The following is a 26,392-nucleotide window of genomic DNA, read 5'->3' as shown; positions in this document are numbered from 1 at the left end:
TCTCATGACGGCGCTTTTGCTGCTGGCCTTGACCGTCACGGCCGGCGTATCGCTCGGCTCGGCGCCGATCCCGGTTGCGACCGTCTGGTCGATCATCGCCAGCAAGATTTCTCCGGGCAGCGTCGAGGCTTTCTGGTCGGCGGGGCGCGAGAGCATCGTCTGGGACGTGCGCCTGCCGCGCGTCATGCTGGCGGGCCTCGTCGGCGCCGGGCTGGGGCTGACTGGCGCCGTGCTGCAGGCGGTCACGCGCAATCCACTTGCCGATCCGCATCTGCTCGGCGTTTCCTCCGGCGGCGCGCTCGGCGCGATCGTGGCGCTGCTGCACACCGGCATGATCCTCGGTCTTGCCACGGTGCCGCTCTTTGCCTTTGCCGGCGCGCTGCTCGCAACCGTGCTCGTCGCCTTCGTCTCCCGCGTGCTCGGGAGCAGCGCCGACCGTCTCGTGCTGGCCGGCGTCGCGGTCGCCTTCGTCTTGACATCCGTCGGCAACCTCATGATTTTCCTTGGGGACCCGAGGGCGACCCATACGGTCATCTTCTGGATGCTCGGCGGTCTTGGCCTGGCGCAATGGTCGCAGCTCGTCTATCCCGGCGTGGTGCTTTTCGCCTCCCTCGGCTGGCTGATGATCCGGGCGCGCGAAATCAATGCGCTCGCCATGGGCGACGAAACCGCGATGACGCTCGGCATTCCCGTGCGCCGCTTCCGGCTGACGCTGTTCGTCGTCACCGCACTTCTGACCGGGGTGATGGTCGCCTTTTCCGGCGCGATCGGTTTCGTCGGGCTGATGGTGCCGCATTTCGTGCGGCTTCTGGCCGGCAGCGACAACGTGCGGGTCATTCCGCTCTCGGCCTTCTTCGGGGCGCTGACGCTCATCCTTGCGGATCTGGCGGCCCGCGTCATCATGGCGCCGGAGGACATGCCGATCGGCGTCGTCACCGGGCTCGTCGGCGGCATCGCCTTCATTGCCATCCTGAAGCGACGCGCGTAAGGCGGGTAGGAACACGTTATGGACAAGGGCCGGTTCCGGCCTATGTGTTAGCGCAGCCGAGGGATCGGCGATTGGCCCGCATGTGAGGAGCATATGGCGAACGAAGCTGACATCTGCACGCCGCAGGACGTTCTGAATTTCTGGTTTGGCGAACTCACCTATGACGACTGGTTCGGGACGAGCCACGAACTCGACCAGGCCTGTATCAGCCGCTTCCAGGCGTCGCACCTGGCGCTGGCCCGTGGTGTCGACGAGATCTGGCGCGCGAGCCCGGAAAACCGGCTGGCGGCGATCGTGCTTTTGGACCAGATGCCGCGCAACATGTTTCGCGGCACGCCGCTCGCCTTTGCCACCGATTGCCTGGCACTGCACGAGGCCAAGCTCGCCGTTGGCGCCGGTGCCGACATGGCGATCAAGCCGGAATGGCGCGCCTTCGTCTATCTGCCCTTCGAGCATTCGGAAAACCTTACCGACCAGACCATGTCGGTGAAGCTCTTTACCGAGCTCGGCGATGCCGATTATCTCGACTATGCCATCCGGCACCGCGAGGTGATCGAGCAGTTCGGTCGTTTCCCGCATCGCAACGCCTTCCTGGCGCGGCCCTCGACGGAGGCCGAACTTGCCTATCTGGCGCAGCCCGGCGCCGGTTTTTAACGGGAAAGCGGGCGCTGACGGGGATTTATCGCCGTTCTTTGCATCTTTCCGCCGTCTTTCGTATTCACATCGAAACGTGAAGACGGCCGGAGCGATTCCGGACCACGGTCTCAATCTGCAAGGATCATGAAATTGCGTTCTGTCGGAAAACTGCCCGCCATTCTCGTCTGCCTGCTGGCGCTTGCCGTGGGCGGCCCGGTCATGGCCCAGAAGGCGGCGCAGCCGACAGCGCAACAAACCGCACAGGCAAACGGGCAGGCGGGCCAGAAATCGACACAGCCGGCGCAATCGCCGCAAGGGGCACAATCGTCCCAGACCGCCGCCCAGCCTGCTGCCGGCAAGCCGGCGCAGGAGGCGCAGCCAGCGGAGAACGGGGCGACCCCCGGTGCCACGGAACCTGCGGCGACAACCACACAGCCTGCCCAGAATGCCCAGCCGGCGGCCGATGCCTTGCCGGCGGATGCGACGCCGCCGGCCCAGAGCCAGGCGGCCGAGCAGCTGACCAAGGCCGACGAGGAACTGAAGGGACTGACCGAACGGGTCGAGAAAGCCAAGGACGACGACATCGTGCTTGCCGACCTCAAGGTTCAGGTCGACGCGCTCGCCAAACAGATCATCGGCGTTTCGGTTTCGACCCGCCCGCGCCTCGACGAAATCAAGGCGCGGCTGACCGAACTTGGCGATCCGCCGGCCGAGGGGCAACCGCCCGAAGCCGACATTGTGACGGCCGAGCGCAAGCGGCTGATGGCCGAACGTGGTGCCATCAATGCGCTGACCGGCGAGGCGGAAGGCCTGTCGGTGCAGGCGACGAAGCTGTCCAACGCCATTACCGCGACAAGGCGCGCGCTGTTTTCCAATACGCTCCTGAAGAACACCGAAGTGTCGACCGGAATGTTCGACGACGCGCTGACGGCGACGGCGGACGAGACCCGGGTGCTGTCGCGCAGCGTCGGGAGCTGGCTGAGCTTTGCCTGGAACTACAAGCGCGTGCCGCTCCTGACGGCGCTGTTCCTGTCGCTGCTGGCGGCGCTCGTGTTCCTTTCCGGCAGCCGCAGGCTCTTTCGCCCGCTGATCGAGCATGACATTACCGATGAGGAGCCGAGCTACTTCCGGCGGCTCTCCGTCGCATTCTGGTCGACACTGATCCCGACCATCGCGTCGGCAGCCTTCGCGGTCTCGAGCTTCCTGTTCCTGCGCGGCTTCAACGTGCTGCGTTCCGATATCGCACCGATCATTGCAATCACGCTCGGGGTCGCCGTCGTCGTCTTCTTCGTGACGAGGCTCGCTCAGGCCGTGTTGTCGCCGCGCGATTCGCGCTGGCGGCTCGTCCGGGTTTCCGATCGCGGCGCGCGGATGCTGATGATCGCGATCTTCGCCATGGCGCTGGTCAACGGCCTCGACTACCTCTTCGGCGGCGTCAGCGAGGCGCTCGGTTCGCCTGTCGTCCTGACCGTCGTCAAGAGCTACATTGCCTCCATCGTCATCGGCCTGATCATCATGGCTTCGGCCTGGATCAAGCCGACGCTCAGGAAGGATGAATCCTTCGACGCCCATGGCCGCGCCTGGCCGCGGGTGGTGTCTTTCGCGCTGCTCGCGACCGGCGCCTTGCTCATCATTGCCGCTGTGTCGGGCTATGTCGGTCTTGCCCGCTTCATCGCCACGCAGATCATCATTACGGGCGCGATCCTCGTCACGATGTATATCGGCATCCTCACCGGCCGGGCGGTTGCCAAGCAGGGCGCCTTTGCCGAGACCGCCGCCGGGCGTTATCTCGAGCGGCGCTATAATCTCGAACAGGTGGCGCTCGACCAGATCGGCCTTGCCGCGGGCCTCAGCATCTACGCGCTGGTCGTGATGTTCTTCATCCCGCTGATCCTCTTGCAGTGGGGCTTCCAGGTCGCCGACATCGAGTCCTGGGCCTACCGGATGGTGACCGAGATCAAGATCGGCTCGATCACGATTTCGCTGGTTGGCATCCTCGCCGGCATCCTGTTCTTCGCGCTCGGCTACGCCGTCACCCGTTTCGTGCAGCGCTGGATCGACGGCAACATCATGGCACGCAGCCGGGTCGATGCGGGCGTGCGCAATTCGATCCGCACCGGCATCGGCTATACCGGCGTCGGGCTTGCGGGGCTGATCGGCCTGTCGGCGGCCGGCATCGACCTCTCCAACCTCGCGCTCGTTGCCGGTGCTCTCTCGCTCGGTGTCGGTTTCGGCCTGCAGAACATTGTCTCGAACTTCGTTTCGGGGCTCATCCTGCTCGTCGAGCGCCCGTTCAAGGTGGGGGACTGGATCGTCAGCGGCACGACGGAAGGTTTCGTCAAGCGCATCTCTGTCCGCGCGACCGAGATCGAGACCTTCCAGCACCAGTCGATCATGATGCCGAACTCGCTGCTCATCAACGCCTCGGTCGGCAACTGGACGCACCGCAACAAGCTCGGCCGCTCCGAAATCGCCATCACCGTCACCTATGCCAGCGAGCCGCGCCGGATCATGGAGCTGCTCGCCGAGATCGCGGCCGCCCATCCCATGGTCTTGAAGAACCCGTCGCCGAGCGTTGGCTTCACCGCCTTTGGCGATGACCGCATGACCTTCGAATTGCGCATCTACGTGGCCGACGTCCTGACCGGCGGCGGCGTGCGCAACGACCTGCGTGTCTCGATCTACGAACGCTTCCGCGACGAGGGCATCGGCGCGCCGTTCCCGGTCAAGATCGAGGACGTGCCGGTCGAGGACCAGACCGGCATCGAAAGCCACCACCCGGAAGAGGTCGGCGAGCCGAAGGGCGCCACCTCCGCCGAGGAAAGGGCCGCAGCCAAGTCTGCCGCTTCGGACAAGAAAACTGCCGCTGCGGCGCCGCTCGACGAGGAGCGCGAAGTGGAGGGGGCAAGCAGCCGCCGGAGCGCCAGCCGCCGGGCAAACCCAAACCGCTGATAAACGGACCGTTCAGCCACTATTCAGCCGGCCTGCCATAAAAAGCATGCAATTCTTCTGGTGACCGACTACGCTGGTCATCGGCTGAAGAGGTGGCCGGCGCAGCGTCGCGTAACCGACGGGGCGGCCGGCTCGGCAAGAGGGCGGCGCGTCTGGCGTCGATGGGCGATGAAGAAATTTGTGATTGCTTTGCTTTCCGGTTTGCTGATGGCCGGCGCGCCGATGGCCGGTGCTGCCAGTGCCGCGACTGTCACGAACAAGGACAGCGAGACCGCCGTTCTGATCGTCGTCGAGGGTGAAAGCCGTGTGGAAGTGGCGATCGCATCCGGAGCGACCGAAATGATCTGCCCCAGCGGCTGTTTCGTCACCGCGCCGAGCGGTGACCGCATCGGCCTGCAGGGCGATGAGAACGTCGAGATCGTCAACGGCAACGTCGTCGTCAAGTAACCTTTCATTCCGCGACAGCGGTGCGGCAGGCGCGCCGCTGTCGGGCGGCACTCCATTCGCTCGATAGGTCGGCAGGTGCCGTCGCTGATGGCGCCGGCAGCCCCTTTAGTAGCGGTCGCGGTGCTCTCTTCGCTCGAAGCCTAATCCCAAGGGATGGGCGAGGGCGCCGAAGCTCTCATTCGTTCGGGCGGGCAAGCCCGCGTCGGGCCTGCCGGACACTCTCCTTGCATTGACAGGCTGCATTGCCGGTAGCACGCTTGGGCGTTGGGGTGACGCGCGTGGTCGCGATCATCCGCGCATTGCCGGGGGGAGCCATGCCATTCCTTCGCATCGCCTTGTCCGTTCTGCTGGTGCTTTTCGCATCGGAGGCGCTGGCCGAAAAGCGGGTGGCGCTGGTCATCGGCAATTCCGCCTATCAGCATGTGGCCACCTTGCCCAATCCCGGCAATGACGCGCACGACATGGCGGCAAAGCTCGAAGGGCTGGGCTTCGAGGTGGTGACGGGCGCTGATCTCGACCTTTCGGGTGTGCGCCGTGCGGTGCGGGACTTCGTCGGCCGGCTCGACGGCGCCGACCTCGCGTTGTTCTTCTATGCCGGCCACGGCCTGCAGGTGAACGGCGAAAACTATCTCGCCCCCGTCGATGCCACGCTCGCTTCCTCTGTCGATCTCGAATTCGAGGCGGTGCCGATGAACCTGATCCTGTCGGCGATGGAGCGCAGTACACGGGTCAATATCATCCTGCTCGACGCCTGCCGCGACAATCCGCTAGCGGTCAATCTCGCCCGCTCGATGGGCACGCGCTCCGCCTCGGTCGGCCGCGGCCTTGCCAAGGTCGGCACCGGCATCGGCACGCTGATCGCTTTCTCCACCCAGCCCGGCAATGTTGCCCTCGACGGATCGGGGCGCAATTCGCCGTTCACATCGGCGCTCTTGAAACATCTCGGCCGGCCGGGGCGCGACATTACCCGCGAACTGATCGACGTGCGCCGCGACGTGCTGGCGGCAACCGGCGGCAAGCAGGTGCCCTGGGACAATTCCTCGCTGACCGGCGAAGTGGTGCTGAAGCCCGCCGTTGACGGCAAGCCGGCGCCGGCCGAGGCGCCTGCGACGGGTCAGGCCGCCGAGCTTGCCTATTGGGAAACGATCAAGGATGCGACCGACCGCGACCTCTTCGACGCCTATCTGCAGCAATATCCCGACGGTGCGTTCGCATCGCTCGCCAAGGCAAAGATCAAGATCATCGAGCGGGCTTCAGTGCCTACATCCGAAGGCGTGCCCGGCGGATCGGGTGGCCAGGCCGTGGCGGCCATCGATCCGGCGCTGGCCGCGCCCAATGCCGACGACACGACATTGGCCCGTTCCGTACAGGTGGAGCTCAACCGGCTGGGCTGTCGCGCCGGCAGCGAGGATGGCGTCTGGGGTGCCGGCAGCCGCAAGGCGCTCGAAGCCTTCGGCAAGTTCGCAAAGGTCGACCTTGCGACGCTCGAACCCTCCAGCGACGTGCTCGGTCGCCTGAAGTCGGAGAAGGTGCGGATCTGCCCGCTTGCTTGCGGCCGTAACGAAGAGGCGAAGGATGGGCGCTGCGTCACAATCCGGCGCGAGGCGAAGCTGCCGCAACCAGGCGAGACGCAAGGCACGATCAAGGCACCGCAGAAAAACACCGGCACCCGTGCGATCAGCCCACCGGCCGAACTGCAGAAAAAGAGCTTTGCCAATTGCCCCGCAAATGCCGATGTCGCGTTCCGGCAGATGTTTGCCCGCGGCTCGGGCCGGGGCCGCATGACGATTTCCGCCACCCATTCCTGCGGCCGGGCCTTTGCCTGTCATCGCACCGCAAGGGGCCAGCCGTGGGATTGCGGCTGGCGGTGAAGCGGACAGCGCATGCTGGCGCCATCGAACGGGGTTGGCGTGAAGGGCGGCGGCGTTTCTCAACCCTCGCGCGTCATTTCAGGGCTTGATTTCGCTGCCGCATGCGCAAGGATCGCCGCGATGGTCAAGGCCGGTTCCGGCAAGGGAGGACACCCCATGAAGCTCCAGCTTATCCGCAATGCGACACTCAAGCTCGACTATGCCGGTCACACGGTGCTGATCGATCCCTTTCTCGGGCCGAAGGACAGCCTGCCGTCCTTTGCGGGGCGGGCGCCCAATCCGCTGGTCGGGCTGCCGTTCGACACCGATACCATTCTTGCCGGGGTCGAACTCGTCATTATCTCGCATCTGCACGAGGACCACTTCGACGACACCGCCAAGCATCGCTTGCCGAAGGGGCTGCCGATCTTCTGCCAGCCGGGCGACGAGGAGGCGATCCGTGGCGCTGGTTTTCGCGACGTCACGCCCCTTCTCGGCAAGGCGCAGTGGCAGGGCCTGAAGCTCACCCGACGTGACGGCAGCCACGGCCTTGGTCCTGTCGTTCAGGACATGGGGCCGGTCATGGGTTTCAGCCTTGAGGCCAAGGGCGAGCCGACGGTTTACTGGGCCGGCGACACGGTGCTCTATCCGGCCATCGAAAAGACCATCCACGATACGAAGCCGGATGTGATCGTCACCCATTCCTGCGGCGCACGCTGGGACGGCGCCCTGATCGTGATGGATGCGGCGCAGACGATCGCGGTCTGCGAGGCCTCCAAGAAGAGCATCGTGGTTGCAACGCACATGGAGGCGCTCGACCATGCGACGGTCAGCCGAGGTGATCTCCGCGCCGCTGCCAGCGCCCACGGCATCGCCTTGCCCAGGCTGCTCATTCCGGATGATGGCGACGTGTTGACCCTGATACCGCCCGTGGTCTAGGCGGCCGACAGGTCGCAGCAGGCAAGCTGTTGTGCGGCACGGCTGCCGGGGGCGCCTTCTTGACCGGCTGCGGTCTTGATCCGCTCTCGCTTGCCACAGGTATCTGTGAATATTCGAAAATTCGCGCATATTAAACACAACGAAATCCTCCGCCGCAGGAGCGGTCACCGTTGTGGATCGAAAGCTCGCAGCCATCCTGGCGGCCGATGTCGCCGGCTTCAGTCGCCTCGCAGCGCTCGACGAAGAGAACACGCTTCGCGCGCTCGACCTTTGCCGGGGGCGGATTGCCGAATTGGTGGATGACCATGGCGGCCGCATCTTCGGCAGTGCCGGCGATGGTCTCGTCGCCGAGTTTCCAAGCGCTGTTCAGGCCGTCCGCTGCGCGGTGGAAATCCAGCGCGGTCTTCTCGATGCGCAGGAACTGCCCCCCGAACGCCACCTGCAGTTTCGCATCGGTGTCAATCTCGGCGACATCGTCGTGTCGGGAGACGATCTGCTTGGCGACGGAGTCAATATCGCCGCGCGCCTGCAGGAGATCGCCGTCCCGTCGGGCATCTGTATTTCCGGGGCGGTGCGCGAACATCTCGACGGCAAGGTGCCCTTCGCGCTGACCAGCCTCGGCGAGCGGACCTTGAAGAACATCCCCCGGCCCATTCTGGTTTTCCGGGTCGACTGGCAAGACGAGATCGCTGTCGGAGGTGGCGTCCTCGACGGGGCGCCGCTGGCCGGTCGCAGCAAGGACCAGCCGTCGCTCGTCGTCATGCCCTTCGACAATCTGAGCGGTCCAGGCGACGAGTACTTCGTCGACGGTGTCGTGGAGGAGATCACTGCGGCGCTCTCGCGCGTCCGGGATTTCTTCGTCATCGCGCGCCAGTCCGCCTTCACCTACAAGGGGCGCTTCGTCGACGTGCGTGACGTCGGCAGGGAGCTCCGTGTCACCTATGTGGTTGAAGGCACCGTGCGCCGCGGTGGCGACCGGCTGCGCATTTCCGTGCAACTGGTCGACGCCGAGACGCGGACCCAATCCTGGTCGGATCGCTACGAGGGCGCAATCGAGGATATTTTCGAGTTCCAGGATCGGATCGCCGCGCAGGTGGCAGGCGCCATTCATCCGGCCATCCGCGATGCCGAGATCGAGCTTGCCAAGCGCAAGCCGCCGGCCAGTCTGCGCGCCTATGATTTCGTCATGCGCGCCTTCCCCAAACTCTGGGGGCGCCGCAGGGATAGCAACAACCAGGCGATCGAACTGCTTCGGCAGGCGATCCTGGTCGATCCCGGCTACGGCCGCGCGCATGCGCTTCTGGCGTGGTGCCATGCCTCGAGCGCCTCCTACCTCTGGACCGACCGGCCGGAGCAGGAACTGGATCAGGCGCGTTCAGCGATCGAAGGTGCAGGCTCGATCAGCGACGATCCGACCGCTTTGACTGCGGCTGGCGCGGCAATGAGCATCTGCGGCGATCAGGATCGCGCCGCCACCTTTATCGAAAAGGCGCTGGCGCTTGATCCGAACAATGCCTGGGCATGGGCTCGGCTCGGCTGGATCGCGATCTTCACGGACGATCCCGCACGCGCAACGGAGCGGTTCCGGCGTGGGATGACGCTGAGCCCGAGAGACCCGCTCGCATTCAACATGAAACTGGGGATGGCTTTTTCCATGGCCATGCAAGGGGCTCTCTCCGAAGCCATCGCGATCGCCCAGGACGTCGTCAACAACTATCCTGACGTGACCTGGTCCTATCGCCACCTCGCGGCCTGGTCGGCGATGACCGGGGACATGGAGACCGCCCGATGGGCGGCGCAGAAGCTGCTGGCAGCAGAGCCGGGGTTCACGATCGAACGTTATCGGGCACTGCCCTGGTTTGAGAGGATACCGCAGTGGCAGCATCAGATGGCCGAGGCGCTACGGCAAGCCGGCTTGCCCGAACGCTGATCGCCGCTCGCGGGATATGGGCGTTCCGTTCCCGGCCAGCCTCACGGGATCGAGAAAATGCTGATCTCGTTCGTGATGCCTCTGAGCGCGACATTGTGCGATTGCGGGTTGAGGCCGCGATCGCTGAGCAGGCTCGAGGCGCGCGGATCGTCGAGCACCGAACCGGTCGCAAAGATTTCGCGCGAGCTGGCGAGGTGTTGGACCCGAGAGGCGATGTTGACCGTCTGGCCGAAATAGTCCTGCCGCTCGTTGAGGCTGACGGCGATGCACGGTCCCTCGTGAATGCCGATTTTCAGCAGCAGGTCTTCCGAGCCGCGGTCCTCGTTCAGCTGTCGCATGGCGTCGCGCATGCGCATGGCGGCCGCAACCGCCCGGTCCGGCGTCGGGAAGGTGGCCATGACGGCGTCGCCGATCGTCTTGACCACCGCGCCGGCTTCCGCCGCAACGATCTCGTTGACGACGCTGAAATGGGTCTTCACCAGATCGAAGGCGGCGAGGTCGCCGACCCGCTCGTAAAGCTCGGTCGAGCCGCGCAGGTCGGAGAAGAGAAAGGTGAGGCTGGTGATCTTCAGCCGCTGGTCTACGTCGATCGTGTCGGTGCGGTAGATGTCGCGGAAGGTCTGGTTGGAGAGCAGCCGCTTGGCGGTCAGGAACGGCCGGCGGCGGCCGAGGATATCGTGCAGCGCGTCGTTGGCGATGCAGACCGAGGGCAGGGTGCGGACATCCGTGTGGTTTTCCACTTGGATGCGCAAGGGACCGGGCTGCATGGTCAGCGCTTCGTCGTGGCGATGGCCGCGGTCGAAGACGAGCGACAGCGTGCGCCGCTCCTTGGTCGGCTCGCCCTTGACGTCGATGAACTGCGCGGCATGGGTCACCGGCTCGAAGATGATGATGAATTCCGCCGGCATCTGCAGCGAGATCACCGCCTTTTCGCCGGGCGGCAATTCCAGCGCCTCGATCATGAAATCGTCGACCTGGGCCTCGTAGCCCTCCTCGGGCAGCTCGATGCCGGAGCCCCAGTAGATCTGCCGGAAATATTCGAGCGGCGTCAGTTCGTGCGGGCTGTGGGCCTCGATGTGGCGTATGCGCGGGTTCACGGTGAAGGTCACCTCCACCATCTCGTCCAGCGTCGGCTCATAGCCGGCGGCACAGAGCGAGCAGGTATAGGTGTCGCTCTGCACGGTTTTCAGCGATGTGTTGGCATCGAGTACGCCGCCGCAGCCGGGGCAAAGCACATTCCAGGAAAGCTCGAAAAGGCCGAGGCGGGAAGCATGCAGGAAGGCGGCGATCGCCTTCTCCTCGTCGAGGCCGTGCTCGGCGGCAAAGGCGAGTGCGTTGATGCGGCCGAGTTTGCGGTCCGGCGCTTCCCGGACAAATCGCTCCAATACGCCGGCGATTTCAGGCTGCACGGTCTGGCGCAGCATATCGAACAGAGGCTGGGCTTCACTCATGCCGGCATCCTACACCGAAAACGGGCGCCGGGGCAGACGGTTTATCGGTGAGGATTGGTCGAGGGGAAAGCGGCCGACCGCCTTCCCGTCATTCGCTACGCTCCACCTCGCCAGCACTCCTCAGGCTACCTTGCGGTCGCGACCGAAGGGATCGCCAAGCACTGACTCCGTGTGCAGGCAGGCCTGCCAACCGCTGTTCTCGCGTATCCAGGTGGTGGCGTCGGCGGCTTTCAGTGTCAAAGGCTGCCCGTCCACATCCATCTCTTCCGTTACCGTATAGGCGATGACGGCGACGTCCTCGCGCGGAAAGACCACGCTGACGTCGTCGAGGCGGAACGATTTGAGCTTCCAGGAACGCTCGGCCTGTTCTGCCATTCTGCGATAGTCGTCCGGCGTGAGCACCGCTGCGCCTTGCGCGCCGACGACGATCGAGCGTTCGGGCAGCATGGCCACGGATGCCTCGGTGTCCTTCTCCAGAATGGTTCGCCAGAATTCCTGTTCGAGGTCGATAATCTCCTGTTCGTCGGCATGTGCCATGGTTCGTACCTCCGTTTGGCATACCGGCAGAAGACGTCAAACGGCGAAAGGTTCCGCCAAGACAGTCGGGTTCAGGCGATCTCAGAGCGCATCTTGATGCCGGCAACAAGCGCGGGAACCGAACAACCGACCACGTCGTTTCCCTGGTCTGGCATCAGTGGTTGCGACAGGGGGTAGGAACATGACGGCGCTATCGGGAAAATGCCTTTGCGGTCGGGTCGCGCTCTCGGTGCGCGGCGAACCGATCCGGGTCGGCATCTGCCATTGCATGGACTGCCGCAAGGAGAGCGGATCCGCCTTCACCTTCTATGGCATCTGGCCCGCGGAACAGTTTGAATATTCCGGCGAAATTTCGGATTTCCAGGGCCGGTGCTTCTGTTCGCATTGCGGCTCGCGCGTCTTTTCGGTCGACGCGCGCGAGGCGGAGGTCAAGCTCGGCATCCTGTCCCAGGCGCCGACGCCGCTGAAGCCGAGCTACGAACTCTGGGTCAAGCGCCGGGAGCCTTGGCTGCGGCCAGTGGAGGGTGCCGTGCAGTACCAGGAAGATCGCGAACGCACTGGCGACGAGGGGCCGGCCGACACCCGCTACTAGGCCCGTTTCGCTACAAATTCGAATCCCCTTAAATGAGCATCGATTCATGCAGTGAATTGTGCTTTAGATCAAAGCGTTGCCGCCCCCGTCCGGCCGAGGCGTCGTCGGCGAGCGGACGCTGGGGGAGTGAATGTCGGCACGGCCTTCCTTACGAATTTCCACGCCGCTCAACGGACTGCTGGCAGCGCTCGGCCTTGCCGCCGTCGCGGCGCTGACCACGCGCAATTTCGGCGCGACGGCGCGGTTGTCGCTGGAGGTGGTGCTTGGCGGCCTCTGGCTTTTCTATGTGCTGCAGCTGGCCGATACGCTCGCCGCCTGGCCCACGGCGGATCGTCGCGCGCTGATGCCGCATCTCGTGATCGATATGGTGGCCGTCGTCGTTCCGCTGGCCGCCTTCCTGTTCGCCGATCCGCGCGACCAGAGCCTTTATTGCGGAGTCTGGCTCTTGAAGCCCTTGCGCCATTCCACCTTCTTCCGGCTGCTCGGCCGGGTGGTGGCGCGCGCCGCGCCCAATCTCGTCGGCGTCACCTCGCTCTTCGGCATCGTGCTCTTCGGCGCATCGCTGGTCGCCTATCTGATCGAGCGCGACATCCAGCCGGACAAGTTCGGCAGCATTCCGCAGGCCATGTGGTGGGCGGTGGTGACGCTGTCGACCGCCGGCTATGGCGACGAGATCCCGCAGACACTGGCCGGCCGGGTGCTTGCCGGTCTGGTGATGATGAGCGGTATCGGCATCTTTGCGCTCTGGGCGGGCATTCTCGCCACCGGGTTTTTCGAAGAAGTGCGCCGCCAGGATTTCGTGCGCAACTGGCAGCTGGTCGCGGCGGTGCCGCTGTTCGAAAAGCTCGGCTCGGCCGCCTTCGTCGAGATCGTCAGGGCATTGCGGCCGCGGGCGGTGCCGGCAGGTAGCATCATCTGCCGCAAGGGCGAGCCGGGCGACCAGATGTACTTCATCGTCGAGGGGCGCGTGACGATTGCAACGCCGTCACCGACGCCGGTCGAGCTCGGCCCCGGCAGTTTCTTCGGCGAGATGGCGCTGATATCGGGTGAGCCGCGCTCTGCGACCGTCACGGCTGCCACAGAGGTCTCTTTGCTGTCGCTCTATTCGGAGGATTTCCAGATGCTGTCGAGCAGCAATCCGGAGATCGCCGAGGTCATCCGCCGGACCGCCGAGACGCGGCGTGGCCGACCCCCGGAGGCATGAGAAAAGCCGGCGGCACGGCGGCCGGACGTCTCAAGCCGGCACGCCGGTCTCGTTAATTCGCCGGCCGCTTATTAACACCGAAGAAAGCCTTTCTCCTCTAGCATGGCGCCTGCAAGTTACAGCGACTAGGCGGGCATGAAGAACGCGCGGAGCTGTAGGGGGACACTCTTTCACATAGGCGTTCAATGTCATTTTTTGGCGTTTCCGGAATGTATTATTCCGGTGAATCCCTTGCCGAGCACCGCATCGTGCTTGCCGAGGACTCCAACCTCTTTTCCTCGATGGTCTCGAAGCGGCTGAAAGAGCTGTTCGACATCGATGTCATCGTCTGCCGCGACTATGACGATCTGCAGTTCGCCGTCGAAAACGCGACATTCCCGGCCTCGCTCGCCATCTCCAACATCAACCTGCCGGGGGCGGAAAACGGCGAGGCGCTCAACTACCTGATCGAGATGAGCGTGCCGACCGTCGTCTTCACCGGCTCGTTCCAGGAATCAACGCGCGAGAAGATCCTGGCCAAGGAGATCGTCGACTACGTCATCAAGGACAGCGTCTTTGCTGTCGACATGCTGGCAGAATCGGTCTGCCGGTTCCTCACCAACCACAAGCACCATGTGCTGATCGTCGACGACAGCCCGACCGCACGCGCGCTGCTGACGACGCAGCTCAAGCGCTACAACTTCCGCACCAGCTCGGCCGAAAACGGCGCGATGGCGCTGGAGCTCCTCAAGAACAATCCGGATATCGGCCTCGTCATCACCGACTACAACATGCCTGATATCGACGGCTTCGAGCTGACGCGGCGCATTCGCAGTTCCTACGGGCCGCACCAGCTGCGCATCATCGGTGTTTCGTCGTCGACCAACCGCCTTCTGTCGGCGCGCTTCCTCAAGGCCGGCGGCAACGACTTCGTCGTTCGTCCCTTCGTCAACGAGGAATTCTACTGCCGCGTCAACCAGAACCTGGATACGCTGACCAAGATCCGCACACTCAGTGAAAAAGTTAGGGTTCCTGCTTAACCATCAAAGCAGGATGGGTAAAAACCCCTAAGAATTATTGGTGAGTGCATCAAAAACGCCGCGCACAGGTTGCCGTATTAACGAAATTGCAATCCGAACGGTCTTCAATCCGCCGCAGCAGGAGCGGGGAACCCGGTCACACGGATCACGCCGGCCGAAAGGTCAGGCGCGGCAAGTGGCCGGGTTGAAGATTTCGGGAGCCAGCGTCACCCCTTGAGGGAAGCACGCCTGTGGCTCGAGAGGGGTTGCAGGGACGTGAGATTGCGCCGCACGCCAGGCCGGGTGAATTCTGTGCAGAAGCACAGTGACAAGCGCATGCTGCTTGTCGAAGATTCCCGGATGTTTGCGACGGCGCTGAAGTACGGGCTTGAGTCCGTCCACGGCATTCGCGTTACCCATTGCAACTCGCTGGCGGCGCTGAAGGAAGCGCTGGAGCAGTCGCCGGAGAGCTTCTCGCTCGCCGTTCTCGATCTCAACCTGCCGGATGCGCCCAATTGCGAGGCGCTCGAATTCATCCTCGACAACCAGGTGCCGGCCGTCGTCTTCACCGCGGCCTTCAACGACCATACGCGCGAGGAGATCCTCAGGCGCGGCGCGCTCGATTGTGTCATCAAGCACCAGCCGGAATCGATCAATCTCTTGATTGGCGCCGTCGATCGGGCGCTGACCAACGGCAAGACGACAGTGTTGCTTGCTGATTCCGATGCCGCCTCGCGCAGCGAACTGGCCGGCATCTTGAGGCGCAAGCGGATTTCCGTCTGCGAGGTCGCATCTGCCGCCGATGCGCTGCAGGTGCTTGACAGCGGCGAGGCCGTCGATCTCGTCGTCACCGACCTTGATCTCTCCGACATGTCCGGCGCAGCGCTGCTTGCCGAGGTGGAACGGCGGCGGGGCGACGGCGCGGTGCCGGTCATCGGTCTCTCCGACAGCGGCGACCGGCGTGCCGGTGCCCGCTTCCTCGAAGCGGGCGGTACGGATTTCATTCAGAAGCCCTTCCTCGAAGCGGAGTTCAATGGGCGCATTGCGCAGGCGGCCGGTGTGCAGAAGCGGCTGCAGACGCTGCAGCGGCAGGCGGCCAGCGACTACCTCACCGACCTCTACAACCGCCGTCACTTCTTCGTGGCGGGGCCGCGGCTGGTCGAGCAGTGCCTCAGGCGCGGCGAGCCGACGGCGATCGCCGTGCTTGATATCGATCATTTCAAGCGCCTCAACGACACATATGGCCACGAGATCGGCGACATCGTGCTGAAGCATGTGGCCAAGCGCCTCTCCGTGCTCGTTGGCGAGGACCATCTGCTCGCCCGCCTCGGCGGCGAGGAGTTCGGCATCCTCTTCAACGGCTGCGACGTGCGGCGCGCCTTCGCCTTTTGCGACGCGCTGCGCCTGGAACTCGCAAAATCCCGCATCGTCGCCGACGACGAGGAGCTGACGATTACCGTGTCGATCGGGCTTGCCACGATCGAGACCTCGGAGGCCTTCGAGAACTACCTGCACGCCGCCGACCAGTTTCTCTACATGGCCAAGCATGCCGGCCGGAACCGCGTGATTTCCGAGTTGGCGCTGCTCGACGCGCTGGCCTCGTAAACTGCCGGGCCAGACCGGCAGGCCCACCCTCGGAAATAATGATCCGTCACCTGTCGGCTTGGAACGAAGTCGATCGTCCTTCGGTTACCGCACATGAGCAGGCGGCACGAGGAGGACCAAATCATGACCAATGTCGTTTCCAATCTCTGGTTTGCGAAGGAGGCGCGCCAGGCCGTCGACTTCTATGTTTCGCTCGTTCCCAATTCGGCAATCATCCGCGTCACCACCTTGCCGGCGGAAAGCCCGAGCGGACCGCCCGGCAGCGTGACGACCATCGAGTTCACGCTCGGCAACCAGGAATTCCTGGCGCTCGAAGCCGGGCCCCTCGATCCGTTCAACCATTCCTTCTCGATCATGATCCAGTGCGATACCCAGGAGGAGATCGACCGGATTTGGAACGCGATCAGCGAAAACGGTGGACAGATCGAACAATGCGGCTGGATCCGCGACCGCTGGGGGTTGTGCTGGCAGATCGTGCCAAGGGTGCTCGGCGACATGGTCGCCCATTCCGACCGTGCGCGCGCCAAGCGCGTCATGGAGGCGATGCTCGGTATGATCAAGCTCGATATCGCCGAACTGGAGCGGGCGTTTCACGGCTAGAAGCCGGTTGTCTCGTGGGTGCAGGACCCGCAAGTTATGGAAGCGGCAGGCGGGCCATGCCCCGCCTCCAGCGACGCTCGAGATGCCAGGCACAAGGCCGCCTGCCTGTGCAACCATGGGGCGCTTTTTGGCGCGAAGACATCTACCCGTTTATGAGGGAACCTTTTATAGGATGACAAGGCTGGCCGGCGCGGGGGCACTTGGAAGCGCACTGGCTGTTGGGGGGAGACGACGTGAATTTACAGATGTTTACGAGTGTTGATGGCCGTATCGGACGTCAGGCCTGGTGGTTGACGCAGATCGTTATTTGCATTGCGGCGATAGCCGCGATGTTCGCCGGCGGGGCGTTGTTGGCGCTTTCGGGCGTGGAAAATTATGCCGCGGGCTTCAGCCTTATGCATATGCTTGTCATCTTCATCATCACCGCGAGTTTCTATTTCGGCTTCACGGTCAACACCAAGCGCTGGCACGACCATGGCCGTTCCGGGTGGTGGAACCTTGCGCTGTTCGTCCCGGTCGTCGGGCCGCTCTTGGGCCTCGTCATGTTGGGCTTCCTCGCGGGCGAGGAGGGTGACAACCGCTTTGGTCCGCCGGTCCTACGCTTCGTCGGAGGCGGTGCCGCGTGCTTCGGCCGCGCCGGTCAGTGACGCCGGGCTGTAAGTCAAAGGGCTACGGCGACGTTTGTGTGCGTCCGACAGAACGCGTGTCGCCTTCGGCGTTCATTTTTCGCCCCTGCACGTGCCAAGCGCGTGCCGGTGGCGATGCCGGGCATGATCAAGCCGAATATTGCCAAGATTGAGCGTGCAAACAGCTTTGGGCCCCCGACCGTCGGGCGTCGAGCCTTGCCGGTGCCGGATCGGTCTCGGGCTATGCCGGTCCGCCAGGACGAAGGCCGACCTTTCGGTCGTGCCCCGCAATCGCTTTACTTGCTCTTCTGCGGATAGATCGTTTCGCCGCGCTTCAGCATCTCGACGAAGGTCTCGATCTTCTTTTTGCGCCCGGCTTCGGTCTTCATGTTGTGGGTGCGGAAGGCGAGCGCGAAGCGGTTCTGTGCGCTGAGCTTGCCAAGCATTTCGCGGGCTTCGGGCTCAGCGTCGATCGCCGCCTGCAGGTCGTCGGGGATCTGCATGTCCTTGCCGCTGGCATAGGCGCGGTCCCAGCGGCCGTCGGCCTTGGCGGCATCGACCTGTTTGAGCCCGTGCTCGGTCATACGGCCCTCGGCAATCAGGCGCGCGACATTGTCGACATTGATCTGGCTCCAGATGCTCTTCTTGCCGCGCGGCGAATAGCGCTGGAGGAAACTCCTGTCGTCGTGCCCCTTGCGCACGCCGTCGATCCAACCCCAGCAGAGCACGGCGTCGATCGCCTCCTTGGGCGTGACCGAGGCGAGGCCGGAGCTGACCTTGTGGGTCTTGATCCACACTTCGGTTTCGCTCTGGTGGTGAGCGGCGAGCCAGTCGTAGAAGCTCTGGAAGTCCTTGAATTCGTGAACCTTGGCGGGATCGATCTCCACGGGGGCCATCGTTCGTTGTGCTCCTCGCTCTCCTGAAACGCCGACCATTCAATCCAAAAAAGCGGCGCGTGCAAGCGCCATGACGGCACAAGCGGAAAGTGTCACCAACGAAAAAGGGCGGAGAAGCTCCGCCCTTGTCTGGTCCGTCTGATCTGCCGCTTATCGCGCCATCTGCAGCGTCAGCTTGCGGTCGGCGCGCTCCTGCTGCGGCGAGCGGTTGTAGAGTTCGCGATAACACTTGGAGAAGTGCGAGGCGGAGACGAAGCCGCAGGCTACGGCCACTTCGACCACCGGCATCGACGACTGGATCAAGAGGTGCCTTGCGCGATCGAGGCGGATTTCGAGATAGTAGCGCGCAGGCGAGCGGCCCATTTCCTGGCGGAAGAGACGCTCGATCTGGCGGCGGGAGAGATCGGCGCCCTCAGCGATTTCGAGCAGCGAAAGCGGCTCGGCGAGGTTTGCCTCCATCAGTTCGATGATGGACAGCACCTTGGCGTTCTGCACGCCGAGACGGGCGCGCAGCGGCAGGCGCTGGCGGTCATGGGGCCCGCGCACGCGATCGGTCAGCGCCTGTTCGCAGACGCGGTTGACGAGGCTCTCGCCGAAATCCTGGTCGATCAGGTTCAGCATCATGTCGAGCGAGGCGGTGCCGCCGGCGCAGGTGTAGATGTTGCTGTCGATTTCGTAGAGGTCGGCATAGACGTCGACCTGCGGGAAGCTTTCGGAAAAGCCCGGCAGGTTTTCCCAGTGGATGGCGCAGCGCTTGCCGGTCAGAAGACCGGCCGACGCCAGCACATGGGCGCCGGTACAGAGGCTGCCGACGGCGACGCCGCGGTTATAGACCTCGCGCAGCCAGGCATTGACCGACTTGTTGTTGAAGTCCTCGACATAGATGCCGGAACAGACCAGCACCATCGAGGGGCGGTTTTCGCCGCCGAGAAACTTGCGCTCGTCTGCAAGCGACGAGTTGACCTCGAGCGCGATACCGCTCGACGACAGGACCTTTTCGCCGTCGGACGATGCGAGGCGCCAGGAATAGGCCTCGTAGCCGAGCATGCGGTTGGCGATGCGGAGCGTTTCGATCGCCGCCGAAAAGGGCAGCATGGAAAAGTTCGGCACCAGGAAGAAGACGAGAGAACGCTTTTTGGTCAGTGGCTTGTTCATGAGGCTTCCCATGCTTGGCGATGCGGTATATTCGTCGCTTGGAAGATACTCTTCGGCTTGTCTGTTTGCGACATTCGCATGGATAGCAGCGACCGCAAAGAGATTTCGCATTGCGACATCGCGCGGTGAAAGGCGGCTCGGCCCCGCTTTCAGGCTTTTGTAAGGAAAGCGACAGTTTTTACAGCGCTGTTGACGCTATCGGACAAGAACTGCTAGAGATACGCAACATTCGCAAAGCGCTCTCCAAGGTTGTGTTTGCCGATTGCGACGCTTCACACGGCTGGCGCGGGTGTCGGTAAAAGACAAGTGGACCTCGTGCGATCGCTCGCTAGCCTGATTAACGGCACCGCGAGTAGCGGTACGAGCCAAATCGGCCGATGATCACACGCCATTGGCGGCGCGTGCTTTCGACACTACCTGCGATGCGGCGGTCTCTTTGGAAGGGTACGTTGCGTGGGGCGGAATCAGCCGACAACTCTGAGGCGCGCCGTTTCGCTGCTGAAGGCCCTTTGGACTGTTTCGGTCATCGTCGCGACAACCGCCATCGGTGCCCACGCCGGATGGTTGGGCCACGGCATCGTGGGGTCGTTGGCGCTCGGGTTCGTGGGGCTTGTCGCCGGCTGTTTCCTCAGTCGGCCGTCGCTTCTCGCAGATTGCTGACCTAGGCCGCATTGCGTTTCGGATTGCGCGACGACACGTTCGAACGCAAAGGAAAAGGGCACCGCCTTGTCGGCGATGCCCTTCGATTGATCCGGATTGTGACGCCCTCAGAAGGGACAGATCACGCCGTCATTCATTGTTCGGTCTTATGCACCGCATCGTCCACCGACGGGAAGCCGATGTCCTTCAGCGTGTCATAGGACAGGTTCTCGAGGGCCCGTTCCTGGCGATAACGTTTCCATACTGCCCAGGCACGAACCTGCAGATTGAAGAGACCCGGAAGGGACGAGTGGGAGGATGCCCGTTCCGAGGCCGATGAAAACTGAGTGTTGGACATTTCATGGCTCCTTCTGAGTGTCTCAGCCGGTCGCGACCATGATGGTATTTATGGCCTAACCTGACTTATCATTCCAACGAATATGTTTGATGCCTTTCATCAAACATGGTGATTGATTAGCGGGTCCGCAAACATCACGTCGTCACGGACTCTCTGTGGCAGTTTGGCGAGTTCGCGCCGGGCTTCCACCCGATTCCGCGCGATCTGTTTTTCGCGTCGTTGCCTTGCAACACCGTCGAGGACGGCAATCATTTGATTGAGGGCGTTGAGGACCATGTCGTTGCTCCTGCTATGCTCTTTTTTTACCACTGCCTGCGGCAGGCGGCTGTTACGGAGGGAACTCTTCGAAGCGGCGATAACAAGGGCTGCGGTGGACATGCGTTTCTCCTTCCTTCGTCGTCCTTGAGCTTGACTATCGGCCATTGCTGATGTTCAATCAAACGAAATGAAGTGAAGCTATCTTTCAGTTTTTTTGAATGAGGTTGACGCCATGAACATGCTGATGCGCCATGCGCTTCCGCTTCTCGAAATGGACGTGCTGAAGACTTTCATCGCGATTGCCGAGACCGGCAACTTCACCACCGCCGCCGAAACCGTGTACCGCACGCCGTCGGCTGTCTCGATGCAGATCAAGAAGCTCGAGGAGATGCTCGGCTGTACGCTGTTCCTGCGAGACGCCCGCTCGGTCACCTTGACGCCGAAGGGCGAGTTGCTGCTCGGCTTTGCCCGCCGCCTGCTGTCGCTCAACAACGAAACGGTTTCCCGCTTTCTCTTGCCGGATATGAACGGCGTAGTGCGCGTCGGCGCGCCTGAGGACGTTGGCGAGCGCATCCTGCCTGAGGTGCTGAAGCGTTTCGCCGAATCCTATCCGAACGTCACGGTCGATGTGTCGATCGGCATGAGCAACGCCATGCGCAAGAAGGTGGACGAGCACCGGCTCGATATCGCCATCTTCAACAGCCTGACCGAGGGAACGCCCCGCAATGGCGAAATTCTGATGCAGGAAAAGCTGGTCTGGGCCGGCGCAAAGTGCGGCAGCGCGCATCTGAAGGATCCGCTGCCGGTGTCGATGTGGGAGGACGGCTGCGTCTGGCGGGCGGATGCGGTAGAAAAACTCGCGCGCGCCGGCCGCAAGTTCCGCATTGCGTTCCTCAGCGCCTATACCACCGGGCAGCGCGCCGCCGTGCGTGCCGGTCTCGCGATCGCGCCGCTGCCGCGTTACCTCGTCCAGGGGGAAATGGTGCAACTCGGCGAGCGCGACGGCCTGCCGGATCTCGGCCACTACAATATCGGCCTGCAGGTGATCAGCGATGCGCCGGCGCCTGTACTGGCGGTCGCCGACCATGTGCGCGACGCCTTCGCCGATCTGCAGGTCCAGTAAGGGGAGATATCGCGGTTGCGCTCTTCCCGGTCGCTGCCCGCCGCCTTCCTGTCGTCCTGGCCACTTTCGTCGGGTGCCCGGCCATGAGTGAACGGTCGCGCGTCCTCGATCCGATCGACCGCCTGTCGGAGATCATCTTCGGCCTCTTGATGGCGCTGTCCTTCACGGGAACCATGAGCACGGTCACGGCCGGCGAGGGCGGCGTCAATGCCGTGCTCGTCGCCGCCCTCGGCTGCAACATCGCCTGGGGCATCGTCGACGGCGTCATGTATGTGCTGACGACGGTGGTGGAGCGTGTGCGACGGCGCGGTTTTCTCGACAGGCTCAGGTCTGAGCGGCTCGATCGCGCCCGCGAACTGTTTCTCGAAAGCCTGCCGGACGATGTGCGCCGCGTCTCTTCGCCCAAGGAAACGGAAGCGCTGCTTGTCCGGGTGAGGGCGCTCTCCGCCGACCCCCGGCACCGGGTTGTGACCGCACACGACCTTAAGGCAGCCGTCGCGATCTTTCTGCTGGTCGTCGCCTCGACGTTGCCGCCAAGCATTCCCTTCCTGCTGACGGACAATGTCGCGCTCGCCATGCGCGCCTCCAACGCCATTGCGCTCGTCATGCTCTTCGTCATCGGCGCGCGCCTCGGCCGCTACATGGGCCGAAGCCCCTGGCCGATGGCCCTTGCGATGGCTGCGATCGGCGCGGTTCTGGTGGCGGTGACGATCCTCTTTGGCGGATAACTTTCGCCCTTGAGCGACGAGGGTTCGCTCACACCTTGATCGGTGCCTGGCGGATGTGGATTTCGATCAGCCGTTTCAGTTCGGGCAGATCCCGGGCTTCCAGCGCGTCGACCATCAGGTGGTGCTCGCGGGCCGATTGCTCGATGCGGGCGCGGGTGCGCCATTGCGATACCGGGGCCGATACGGTGCGCTGGCGGATTTCGGCAACGACGTCGACGAGTTCGGAATTGCCCGAGAGCATGAGAAGGGCGCGGTGGAAGGCGAGGTTGGCGTCATAGTGCTCCATGATGGAGCCGCGAAACGACATCTCGTCGAACTGCCGGGCGAGTTGCCTCAGTTCGGCGATGGTGGCGGGCGTTGCATTGGCAACCATGCGGTCGGCGACGCCGGTTTCGAGAATCACGCGGATATCGCTGATTTCCTGCGTGCGCTGGTCGTCGAGTTCATAGACCTGGTAGCCGCGGTTGGGATTGTGCTGCACCAGCCTGCGCTGCGACAGCCGGTCGAGCGCCCGGCGCACCTCCGGCCGCGTGCAGTCGTAGCGGCGCTCCAGGTCGATCTGCTTCAGCCAGGCGCCGGCCGGCAGGGTCCCGGTCAGGATGTCGTGCAGCAGGAGGTCGGTAACGTCCTTCTTGTCCTCGGGCTTTTCCTCGGGCGCCAGCATTTCCGTCAGATCGTCGCTCATTCCTGCCTTACACTCTCTTTCCGCCTGTCACCGGCCTCTGACGCACGTTGCTGGTGCATGTCCCAGGTCCCCGGCGCGTGCCTCGCGTCGCCCGCCGCAGCGGAATTGGCTCCATTTTTGGAGAAACTATGATGCCGTCCTGAACAATTCAATGCGGGACAGCGGCGTTGCCTGCCTGCCTCTCGCCGTTGTGCACATCGCTCGAAATGTTTCAGGACCCTCTTGTGTATCCAAAAATGTTATCATAAATTGGCGCCAATTCTGGTTACTATTGTTGCGGAAGTCAAGAAACGATGAAAAATGCCGATGCCGTCTGGGAACTCCTCGAAGCCAAGCGCGAACGGTTCTTCGTGCTCAGCGACCGGGTCTGGGATACGCCGGAAACCAACTACGAGGAGTTTTCCTCGTCGGCCGAACACGCCGCACTGCTGGAGGCCGAGGGCTTTCGCGTATCGCGCGGTATCGCCGGCATGCCGACGGCGGTGATGGGCGAGGCGGGCGAGGGCGGACCGGTTATCGCCATTCTCGGCGAGTTCGATGCGCTGCCGGGCCTCAGCCAGGAGGCCGGCATTGCCGAGGAGCGGCCTCTGGTCGACGGCGGCAATGGCCATGGCTGCGGCCACAATCTGCTCGGCGCCGGCGCGATGATGGCGGCGACCGCCGTCAAGGATTACCTCACGGCCAGCGGCATCAAGGGGCGGGTGCGCTATTACGGGTGCCCGGCGGAAGAGGGCGGCTCGTCCAAGGGCTTCATGGTGCGCGCTGGCGTGTTCGACGATGTCGATATCGCGATTTCCTGGCACCCCGCACCCTTTGCCGGCGTCAACAACCCCATTTCGCTTGCCTGCAACGAGCTCGACTTCCGCTTCAGCGGCCGGGCATCCCATGCATCGGCTGCTCCCCATCTCGGCCGCAGCGCGCTCGATGCGCTCGAACTGATGAATGTCGGCGTCAACTATCTTCGCGAACACATGCCATCGTCGGCGCGCATCCACTATGCGGTGACGGACACCGGCGGCAACGCGCCGAACGTGGTGCAGGCCCGCGCCAAGGCGCGCTATCTCGTGCGCGCCCGCAGCCTGCCGGAACTGCTCGATCTCGTGGAACGTGTCCGCAGCGTTGCCAAGGGCGCGGCGCTGATGACGGGCACCACGGTCACGGACGAGATCGTCAGCGGCGACGCCAACCTCGTCGGAAACACCCCGCTCGAAGCGCTGATGCACCGCCAGCTTGAGCATCTGGGACCGCCGCAGTTCGACGAGGATGATCGGCGGACGGCGGCAAAGTTCCAGGAGACCTTTACCGGCGAGGATATCGCCTCTGCCTTCGAGCGTTTCGGGCTCAAGCTGCGACGGGGCGTTTCGCTCTGCGACACGATCTTTCCGCCGGAAAACGGCGCCGGCACGCTTGTCGGCTCCACCGATGTCGGAACGGTGAGCTGGGTGGTGCCGACTGTGCAGATGCGCGGCGCGACCTACGCGATCGGCACGCCCGGCCATTCCTGGCAGCTGGTCGCGCAAGGCAAGCTGCCGGCTGCCCACAAGGGCATGGAGCACGCGGCCAAGGTGATGGCGAGCACGGCGGTGGAGCTCATCCTCGATCCCGCGCTCATTGCCGCCGCCAAGGCCGACCATGCCTCGCGGCTCGAGGGCACGCCCTTCGTCAATCCCATTCCTGACGATGTCGACCCGCCGATCCCCGGGGTGAGCCATGGTTAAGTCATCGATCGACAAGCGAAGGGAGGCGCTGCGATGACTGAGCCCGGTTTCCTCGACATCATCAGCTTCGGGCCGGACGGCTGGGGGCCGGCGCTTGCCGCCGGCGCCTGGATGACGATCCTGATCGCGATTGCCGGTTTTGCGATCGGCGGCCTCATCGGCACCTTCGGCGCCTGGGCGAAGATCTCCGGCGGCCCGGTCGTCCGTGGATGCGCCGAGGCCTACACGACGGTCCTTCGCGGCATTCCCGACCTCCTGGTCATCTATCTCTTTTATTTCGGCGGCAGCGCCGTGGTGACGGCCGTCGGCCAATTGTTCGGTGCGGAGGGTTTCGTCAGCTTCCCCGGTTTCATCGCCGGTGCACTTGCGGTCGGCATCACCTCAGGCGCCCAGCAGACCGAGGTCTATCGCGGCGCCTTCCGCGCCGTGCATCCGGGCGAGTTGGAGGCGGCAACCGCCTGCGGCATGGGCCGGCTCCTCAAGTTTCGCCGCATCATTGCACCCTTGACGCTGCGTTATGCGCTGCCCGGTCTCGGCAATGTCTGGCAGGTGGTGTTGAAGGAGTCCGCACTGGTGTCGGTCACGGGTGTAGTCGAACTCTTGCGTCAGGCGCAGATCGGCGCCGGATCGACCAGCCGTCCCTTCGACTTCTTCTTCATCGCAGCCATGATCTATCTCGCGATTTCGACCGTGTCGGGCCTCGTTCTTCAGGTTACCGAGCGCCGGTTCTCGCGCGGCGTCAGGAGGGGCTGATGGATATCAAATTTGCCCTCGAAACCTTCTGGAGCTTGGCGACGGCGCTGCCGCTGACGCTGGAGCTTGCCGCGACATCGATCGCGCTTGGTTCGGTGCTGGCTCTTGGGCTGGCGCTCTCCCGTCTGTCGGGCATTCTTGCGCTCGATCTCTTTGCCCGCACTTACGTGTTCCTGTTTCGCGGAACGCCGCTGCTCGTGCAGATCTTCCTGATCTATTACGGCCTCAGCCAGTTTCCCGCCGTCCGCCACAGCATCTTCTGGCCGCTTCTGCGCGAACCCTACTGGTGCGCCGTGCTGGCGCTGATGCTGAACACGGCCGCCTATGCGAGCGAAATCATCCGCGGCGGCCTCCTTTCGGTTCCGCACGGCCAGGTCGAGGCAGCGCGGGCCTGCGGCATGGGGCGCGTCATGATCTTTCGCCGCATCGTCATGCCGCAGGCGCTGCGCCAGGCGCTACCCGGTTACGGCAACGAGATGATCTCCATGGTCAAGGCGACCTCGCTCGCCTCGATCATCACGCTGATGGAAATCACCGGCGTCGCCGCCAAGCTGATCTCGGAGAGCTACCGGGTGATCGAGGTCTTCGTCGTCGCCGGTCTCATCTATCTCGCCATAAACTTCGCGCTGACCCGGCTCGTTGCGTTTGCCGAACACCGGTTTAACCCGCAGCTGCGCGCGCCATTGCCGATCTCCGCCGAACTCAAGGGAGAAGCCCATTGAAC

25 protein-coding genes are annotated in these 26,392 nt (G+C 63.7%); 18 read left to right on the top strand and 7 right to left on the bottom strand.

Features of this window, described 5'->3' with window-relative positions:
* Positions 1 to 4: 4 nt before the first annotated feature.
* The 7 genes from AC3WVQ_RS09595 (at position 5) to AC3WVQ_RS09565 (ending at position 9,742) form a co-directional block, all read left to right on the top strand.
* Positions 5 to 988: a FecCD family ABC transporter permease gene (locus tag AC3WVQ_RS09595; RefSeq protein WP_060520775.1), complete on the top strand. Its 984-nt coding sequence runs from the start codon at positions 5 to 7 to the stop codon at positions 986 to 988.
* 93 nt (positions 989 to 1,081) lie between these two features.
* The gene (locus tag AC3WVQ_RS09590) at positions 1,082 to 1,642 is read left to right on the top strand and encodes a DUF924 family protein (RefSeq protein ID WP_060601111.1); all 561 of its coding nucleotides are present in this window, start codon (positions 1,082 to 1,084) and stop codon (positions 1,640 to 1,642) included.
* 126 nt (positions 1,643 to 1,768) lie between these two features.
* Positions 1,769 to 4,576: a mechanosensitive ion channel family protein gene (locus tag AC3WVQ_RS09585; RefSeq protein WP_176960255.1), complete on the top strand. Its 2,808-nt coding sequence runs from the start codon at positions 1,769 to 1,771 to the stop codon at positions 4,574 to 4,576.
* A gap of 168 nt (positions 4,577 to 4,744) precedes the next feature.
* Entirely contained in the window at positions 4,745 to 5,023 is a 279-nt protein-coding gene (locus AC3WVQ_RS09580; RefSeq protein WP_034788099.1) for a hypothetical protein, read from the top strand.
* 314 nt (positions 5,024 to 5,337) lie between these two features.
* On the top strand, positions 5,338 to 6,894 hold the full coding sequence (locus AC3WVQ_RS09575; RefSeq protein WP_090294049.1) for a caspase family protein: 1,557 nt from the start codon (positions 5,338 to 5,340) through the stop codon (positions 6,892 to 6,894).
* Positions 6,895 to 7,050: 156 nt separating this feature from the next.
* Positions 7,051 to 7,812, top strand: coding sequence for an MBL fold metallo-hydrolase (locus tag AC3WVQ_RS09570; protein WP_034788518.1), 762 nt, complete (start codon positions 7,051 to 7,053; stop codon positions 7,810 to 7,812).
* 172 nt (positions 7,813 to 7,984) lie between these two features.
* Positions 7,985 to 9,742 carry an adenylate/guanylate cyclase domain-containing protein gene (locus AC3WVQ_RS09565; protein ID WP_110818624.1) on the top strand — a complete coding sequence of 586 codons (1,758 nt, stop codon included), beginning with the start codon at positions 7,985 to 7,987 and terminating at the stop codon, positions 9,740 to 9,742.
* Between the two features lie 41 nt (positions 9,743 to 9,783).
* Here AC3WVQ_RS09565 and AC3WVQ_RS09560 read toward each other — a convergent pair whose 3' ends face one another.
* Positions 9,784 to 11,193 (bottom strand): adenylate/guanylate cyclase domain-containing protein, encoded by a 1,410-nt coding sequence (locus tag AC3WVQ_RS09560; protein ID WP_034788105.1) that lies wholly within the window; start codon positions 11,191 to 11,193, stop codon positions 9,784 to 9,786.
* Positions 11,194 to 11,313: 120 nt separating this feature from the next.
* Complete coding sequence (locus AC3WVQ_RS09555; RefSeq protein WP_034788108.1) at positions 11,314 to 11,730, bottom strand: nuclear transport factor 2 family protein; 417 nt, start codon at positions 11,728 to 11,730, stop codon at positions 11,314 to 11,316.
* Positions 11,731 to 11,911: 181 nt separating this feature from the next.
* Here AC3WVQ_RS09555 and AC3WVQ_RS09550 point away from each other — a divergent pair, with 181 nt between their 5' ends.
* The 6 genes from AC3WVQ_RS09550 to AC3WVQ_RS09525 all read left to right on the top strand — a co-directional run bounded on the left by AC3WVQ_RS09550 (position 11,912) and on the right by AC3WVQ_RS09525 (position 17,376).
* Positions 11,912 to 12,322, top strand: coding sequence for a GFA family protein (locus AC3WVQ_RS09550; RefSeq protein WP_110818623.1), 411 nt, complete (start codon positions 11,912 to 11,914; stop codon positions 12,320 to 12,322).
* 130 nt (positions 12,323 to 12,452) lie between these two features.
* The gene (locus AC3WVQ_RS09545) at positions 12,453 to 13,526 is read left to right on the top strand and encodes a cyclic nucleotide-gated ion channel (RefSeq protein WP_492382705.1); all 1,074 of its coding nucleotides are present in this window, start codon (positions 12,453 to 12,455) and stop codon (positions 13,524 to 13,526) included.
* Positions 13,527 to 13,711: 185 nt separating this feature from the next.
* Complete coding sequence (locus AC3WVQ_RS09540) at positions 13,712 to 14,545, top strand: response regulator (protein WP_034788121.1); 834 nt, start codon at positions 13,712 to 13,714, stop codon at positions 14,543 to 14,545.
* Positions 14,546 to 14,836: 291 nt separating this feature from the next.
* The gene (locus AC3WVQ_RS09535; protein WP_371813577.1) at positions 14,837 to 16,129 is read left to right on the top strand and encodes a diguanylate cyclase; all 1,293 of its coding nucleotides are present in this window, start codon (positions 14,837 to 14,839) and stop codon (positions 16,127 to 16,129) included.
* 123 nt (positions 16,130 to 16,252) lie between these two features.
* Positions 16,253 to 16,729 (top strand): VOC family protein, encoded by a 477-nt coding sequence (locus tag AC3WVQ_RS09530; protein WP_492382704.1) that lies wholly within the window; start codon positions 16,253 to 16,255, stop codon positions 16,727 to 16,729.
* Positions 16,730 to 16,929: 200 nt separating this feature from the next.
* On the top strand, positions 16,930 to 17,376 hold the full coding sequence (locus tag AC3WVQ_RS09525; protein WP_143034191.1) for a DUF805 domain-containing protein: 447 nt from the start codon (positions 16,930 to 16,932) through the stop codon (positions 17,374 to 17,376).
* Positions 17,377 to 17,651: 275 nt separating this feature from the next.
* Here AC3WVQ_RS09525 and AC3WVQ_RS09520 read toward each other — a convergent pair whose 3' ends face one another.
* The 4 genes from AC3WVQ_RS09520 to AC3WVQ_RS09505 form a co-directional block, all read right to left on the bottom strand.
* On the bottom strand, positions 17,652 to 18,251 hold the full coding sequence (locus AC3WVQ_RS09520; RefSeq protein WP_090294043.1) for a YdeI/OmpD-associated family protein: 600 nt from the start codon (positions 18,249 to 18,251) through the stop codon (positions 17,652 to 17,654).
* Positions 18,252 to 18,401: 150 nt separating this feature from the next.
* Positions 18,402 to 19,406 (bottom strand): GlxA family transcriptional regulator, encoded by a 1,005-nt coding sequence (locus tag AC3WVQ_RS09515; RefSeq protein ID WP_034788530.1) that lies wholly within the window; start codon positions 19,404 to 19,406, stop codon positions 18,402 to 18,404.
* A gap of 793 nt (positions 19,407 to 20,199) precedes the next feature.
* Positions 20,200 to 20,403 (bottom strand): DUF1127 domain-containing protein, encoded by a 204-nt coding sequence (locus tag AC3WVQ_RS09510; protein WP_034788135.1) that lies wholly within the window; start codon positions 20,401 to 20,403, stop codon positions 20,200 to 20,202.
* Positions 20,404 to 20,502: 99 nt separating this feature from the next.
* A complete protein-coding gene (locus tag AC3WVQ_RS09505) occupies positions 20,503 to 20,781 on the bottom strand; it encodes a hypothetical protein (protein WP_051659126.1) in 279 nt (92 codons plus the stop codon).
* 112 nt (positions 20,782 to 20,893) lie between these two features.
* Here AC3WVQ_RS09505 and AC3WVQ_RS09500 point away from each other — a divergent pair, with 112 nt between their 5' ends.
* Together AC3WVQ_RS09500 and AC3WVQ_RS09495 are read left to right on the top strand one after the other, a co-directional pair.
* A complete protein-coding gene (locus tag AC3WVQ_RS09500; RefSeq protein ID WP_110818620.1) occupies positions 20,894 to 21,784 on the top strand; it encodes a LysR substrate-binding domain-containing protein in 891 nt (296 codons plus the stop codon).
* Between the two features lie 83 nt (positions 21,785 to 21,867).
* Positions 21,868 to 22,512, top strand: a complete 645-nt coding sequence (locus tag AC3WVQ_RS09495; RefSeq protein WP_060601091.1) for a VIT1/CCC1 transporter family protein — start codon at positions 21,868 to 21,870, stop codon at positions 22,510 to 22,512.
* 28 nt (positions 22,513 to 22,540) lie between these two features.
* Here AC3WVQ_RS09495 and AC3WVQ_RS09490 read toward each other — a convergent pair whose 3' ends face one another.
* A complete protein-coding gene (locus AC3WVQ_RS09490) occupies positions 22,541 to 23,197 on the bottom strand; it encodes a GntR family transcriptional regulator (RefSeq protein WP_034788143.1) in 657 nt (218 codons plus the stop codon).
* Between the two features lie 293 nt (positions 23,198 to 23,490).
* On the opposite strand from AC3WVQ_RS09490, the gene AC3WVQ_RS09485 reads away from it, so the two are divergent.
* Genes AC3WVQ_RS09485 through AC3WVQ_RS09475 form a run of 3 tightly spaced genes read left to right on the top strand, consistent with a single transcriptional unit; the run spans position 23,491 to position 26,390 of the window.
* Positions 23,491 to 24,915 (top strand): M20 family metallopeptidase, encoded by a 1,425-nt coding sequence (locus AC3WVQ_RS09485; protein WP_060601087.1) that lies wholly within the window; start codon positions 23,491 to 23,493, stop codon positions 24,913 to 24,915.
* A gap of 33 nt (positions 24,916 to 24,948) precedes the next feature.
* Entirely contained in the window at positions 24,949 to 25,668 is a 720-nt protein-coding gene (locus AC3WVQ_RS09480) for an ABC transporter permease (RefSeq protein WP_089044217.1), read from the top strand.
* Positions 25,668 to 26,390 (top strand): ABC transporter permease, encoded by a 723-nt coding sequence (locus AC3WVQ_RS09475; RefSeq protein ID WP_060528781.1) that lies wholly within the window; start codon positions 25,668 to 25,670, stop codon positions 26,388 to 26,390. Before AC3WVQ_RS09480 ends, AC3WVQ_RS09475 begins: the two co-directional genes overlap by 1 nt.
* Positions 26,391 to 26,392: the final 2 nt, after the last annotated feature.

It is taken from the genome of Ensifer sp. EB106-05-01-XG146, assembly GCF_058791875.1.
This window is presented reverse-complemented; position numbering and strand designations above follow the sequence as displayed.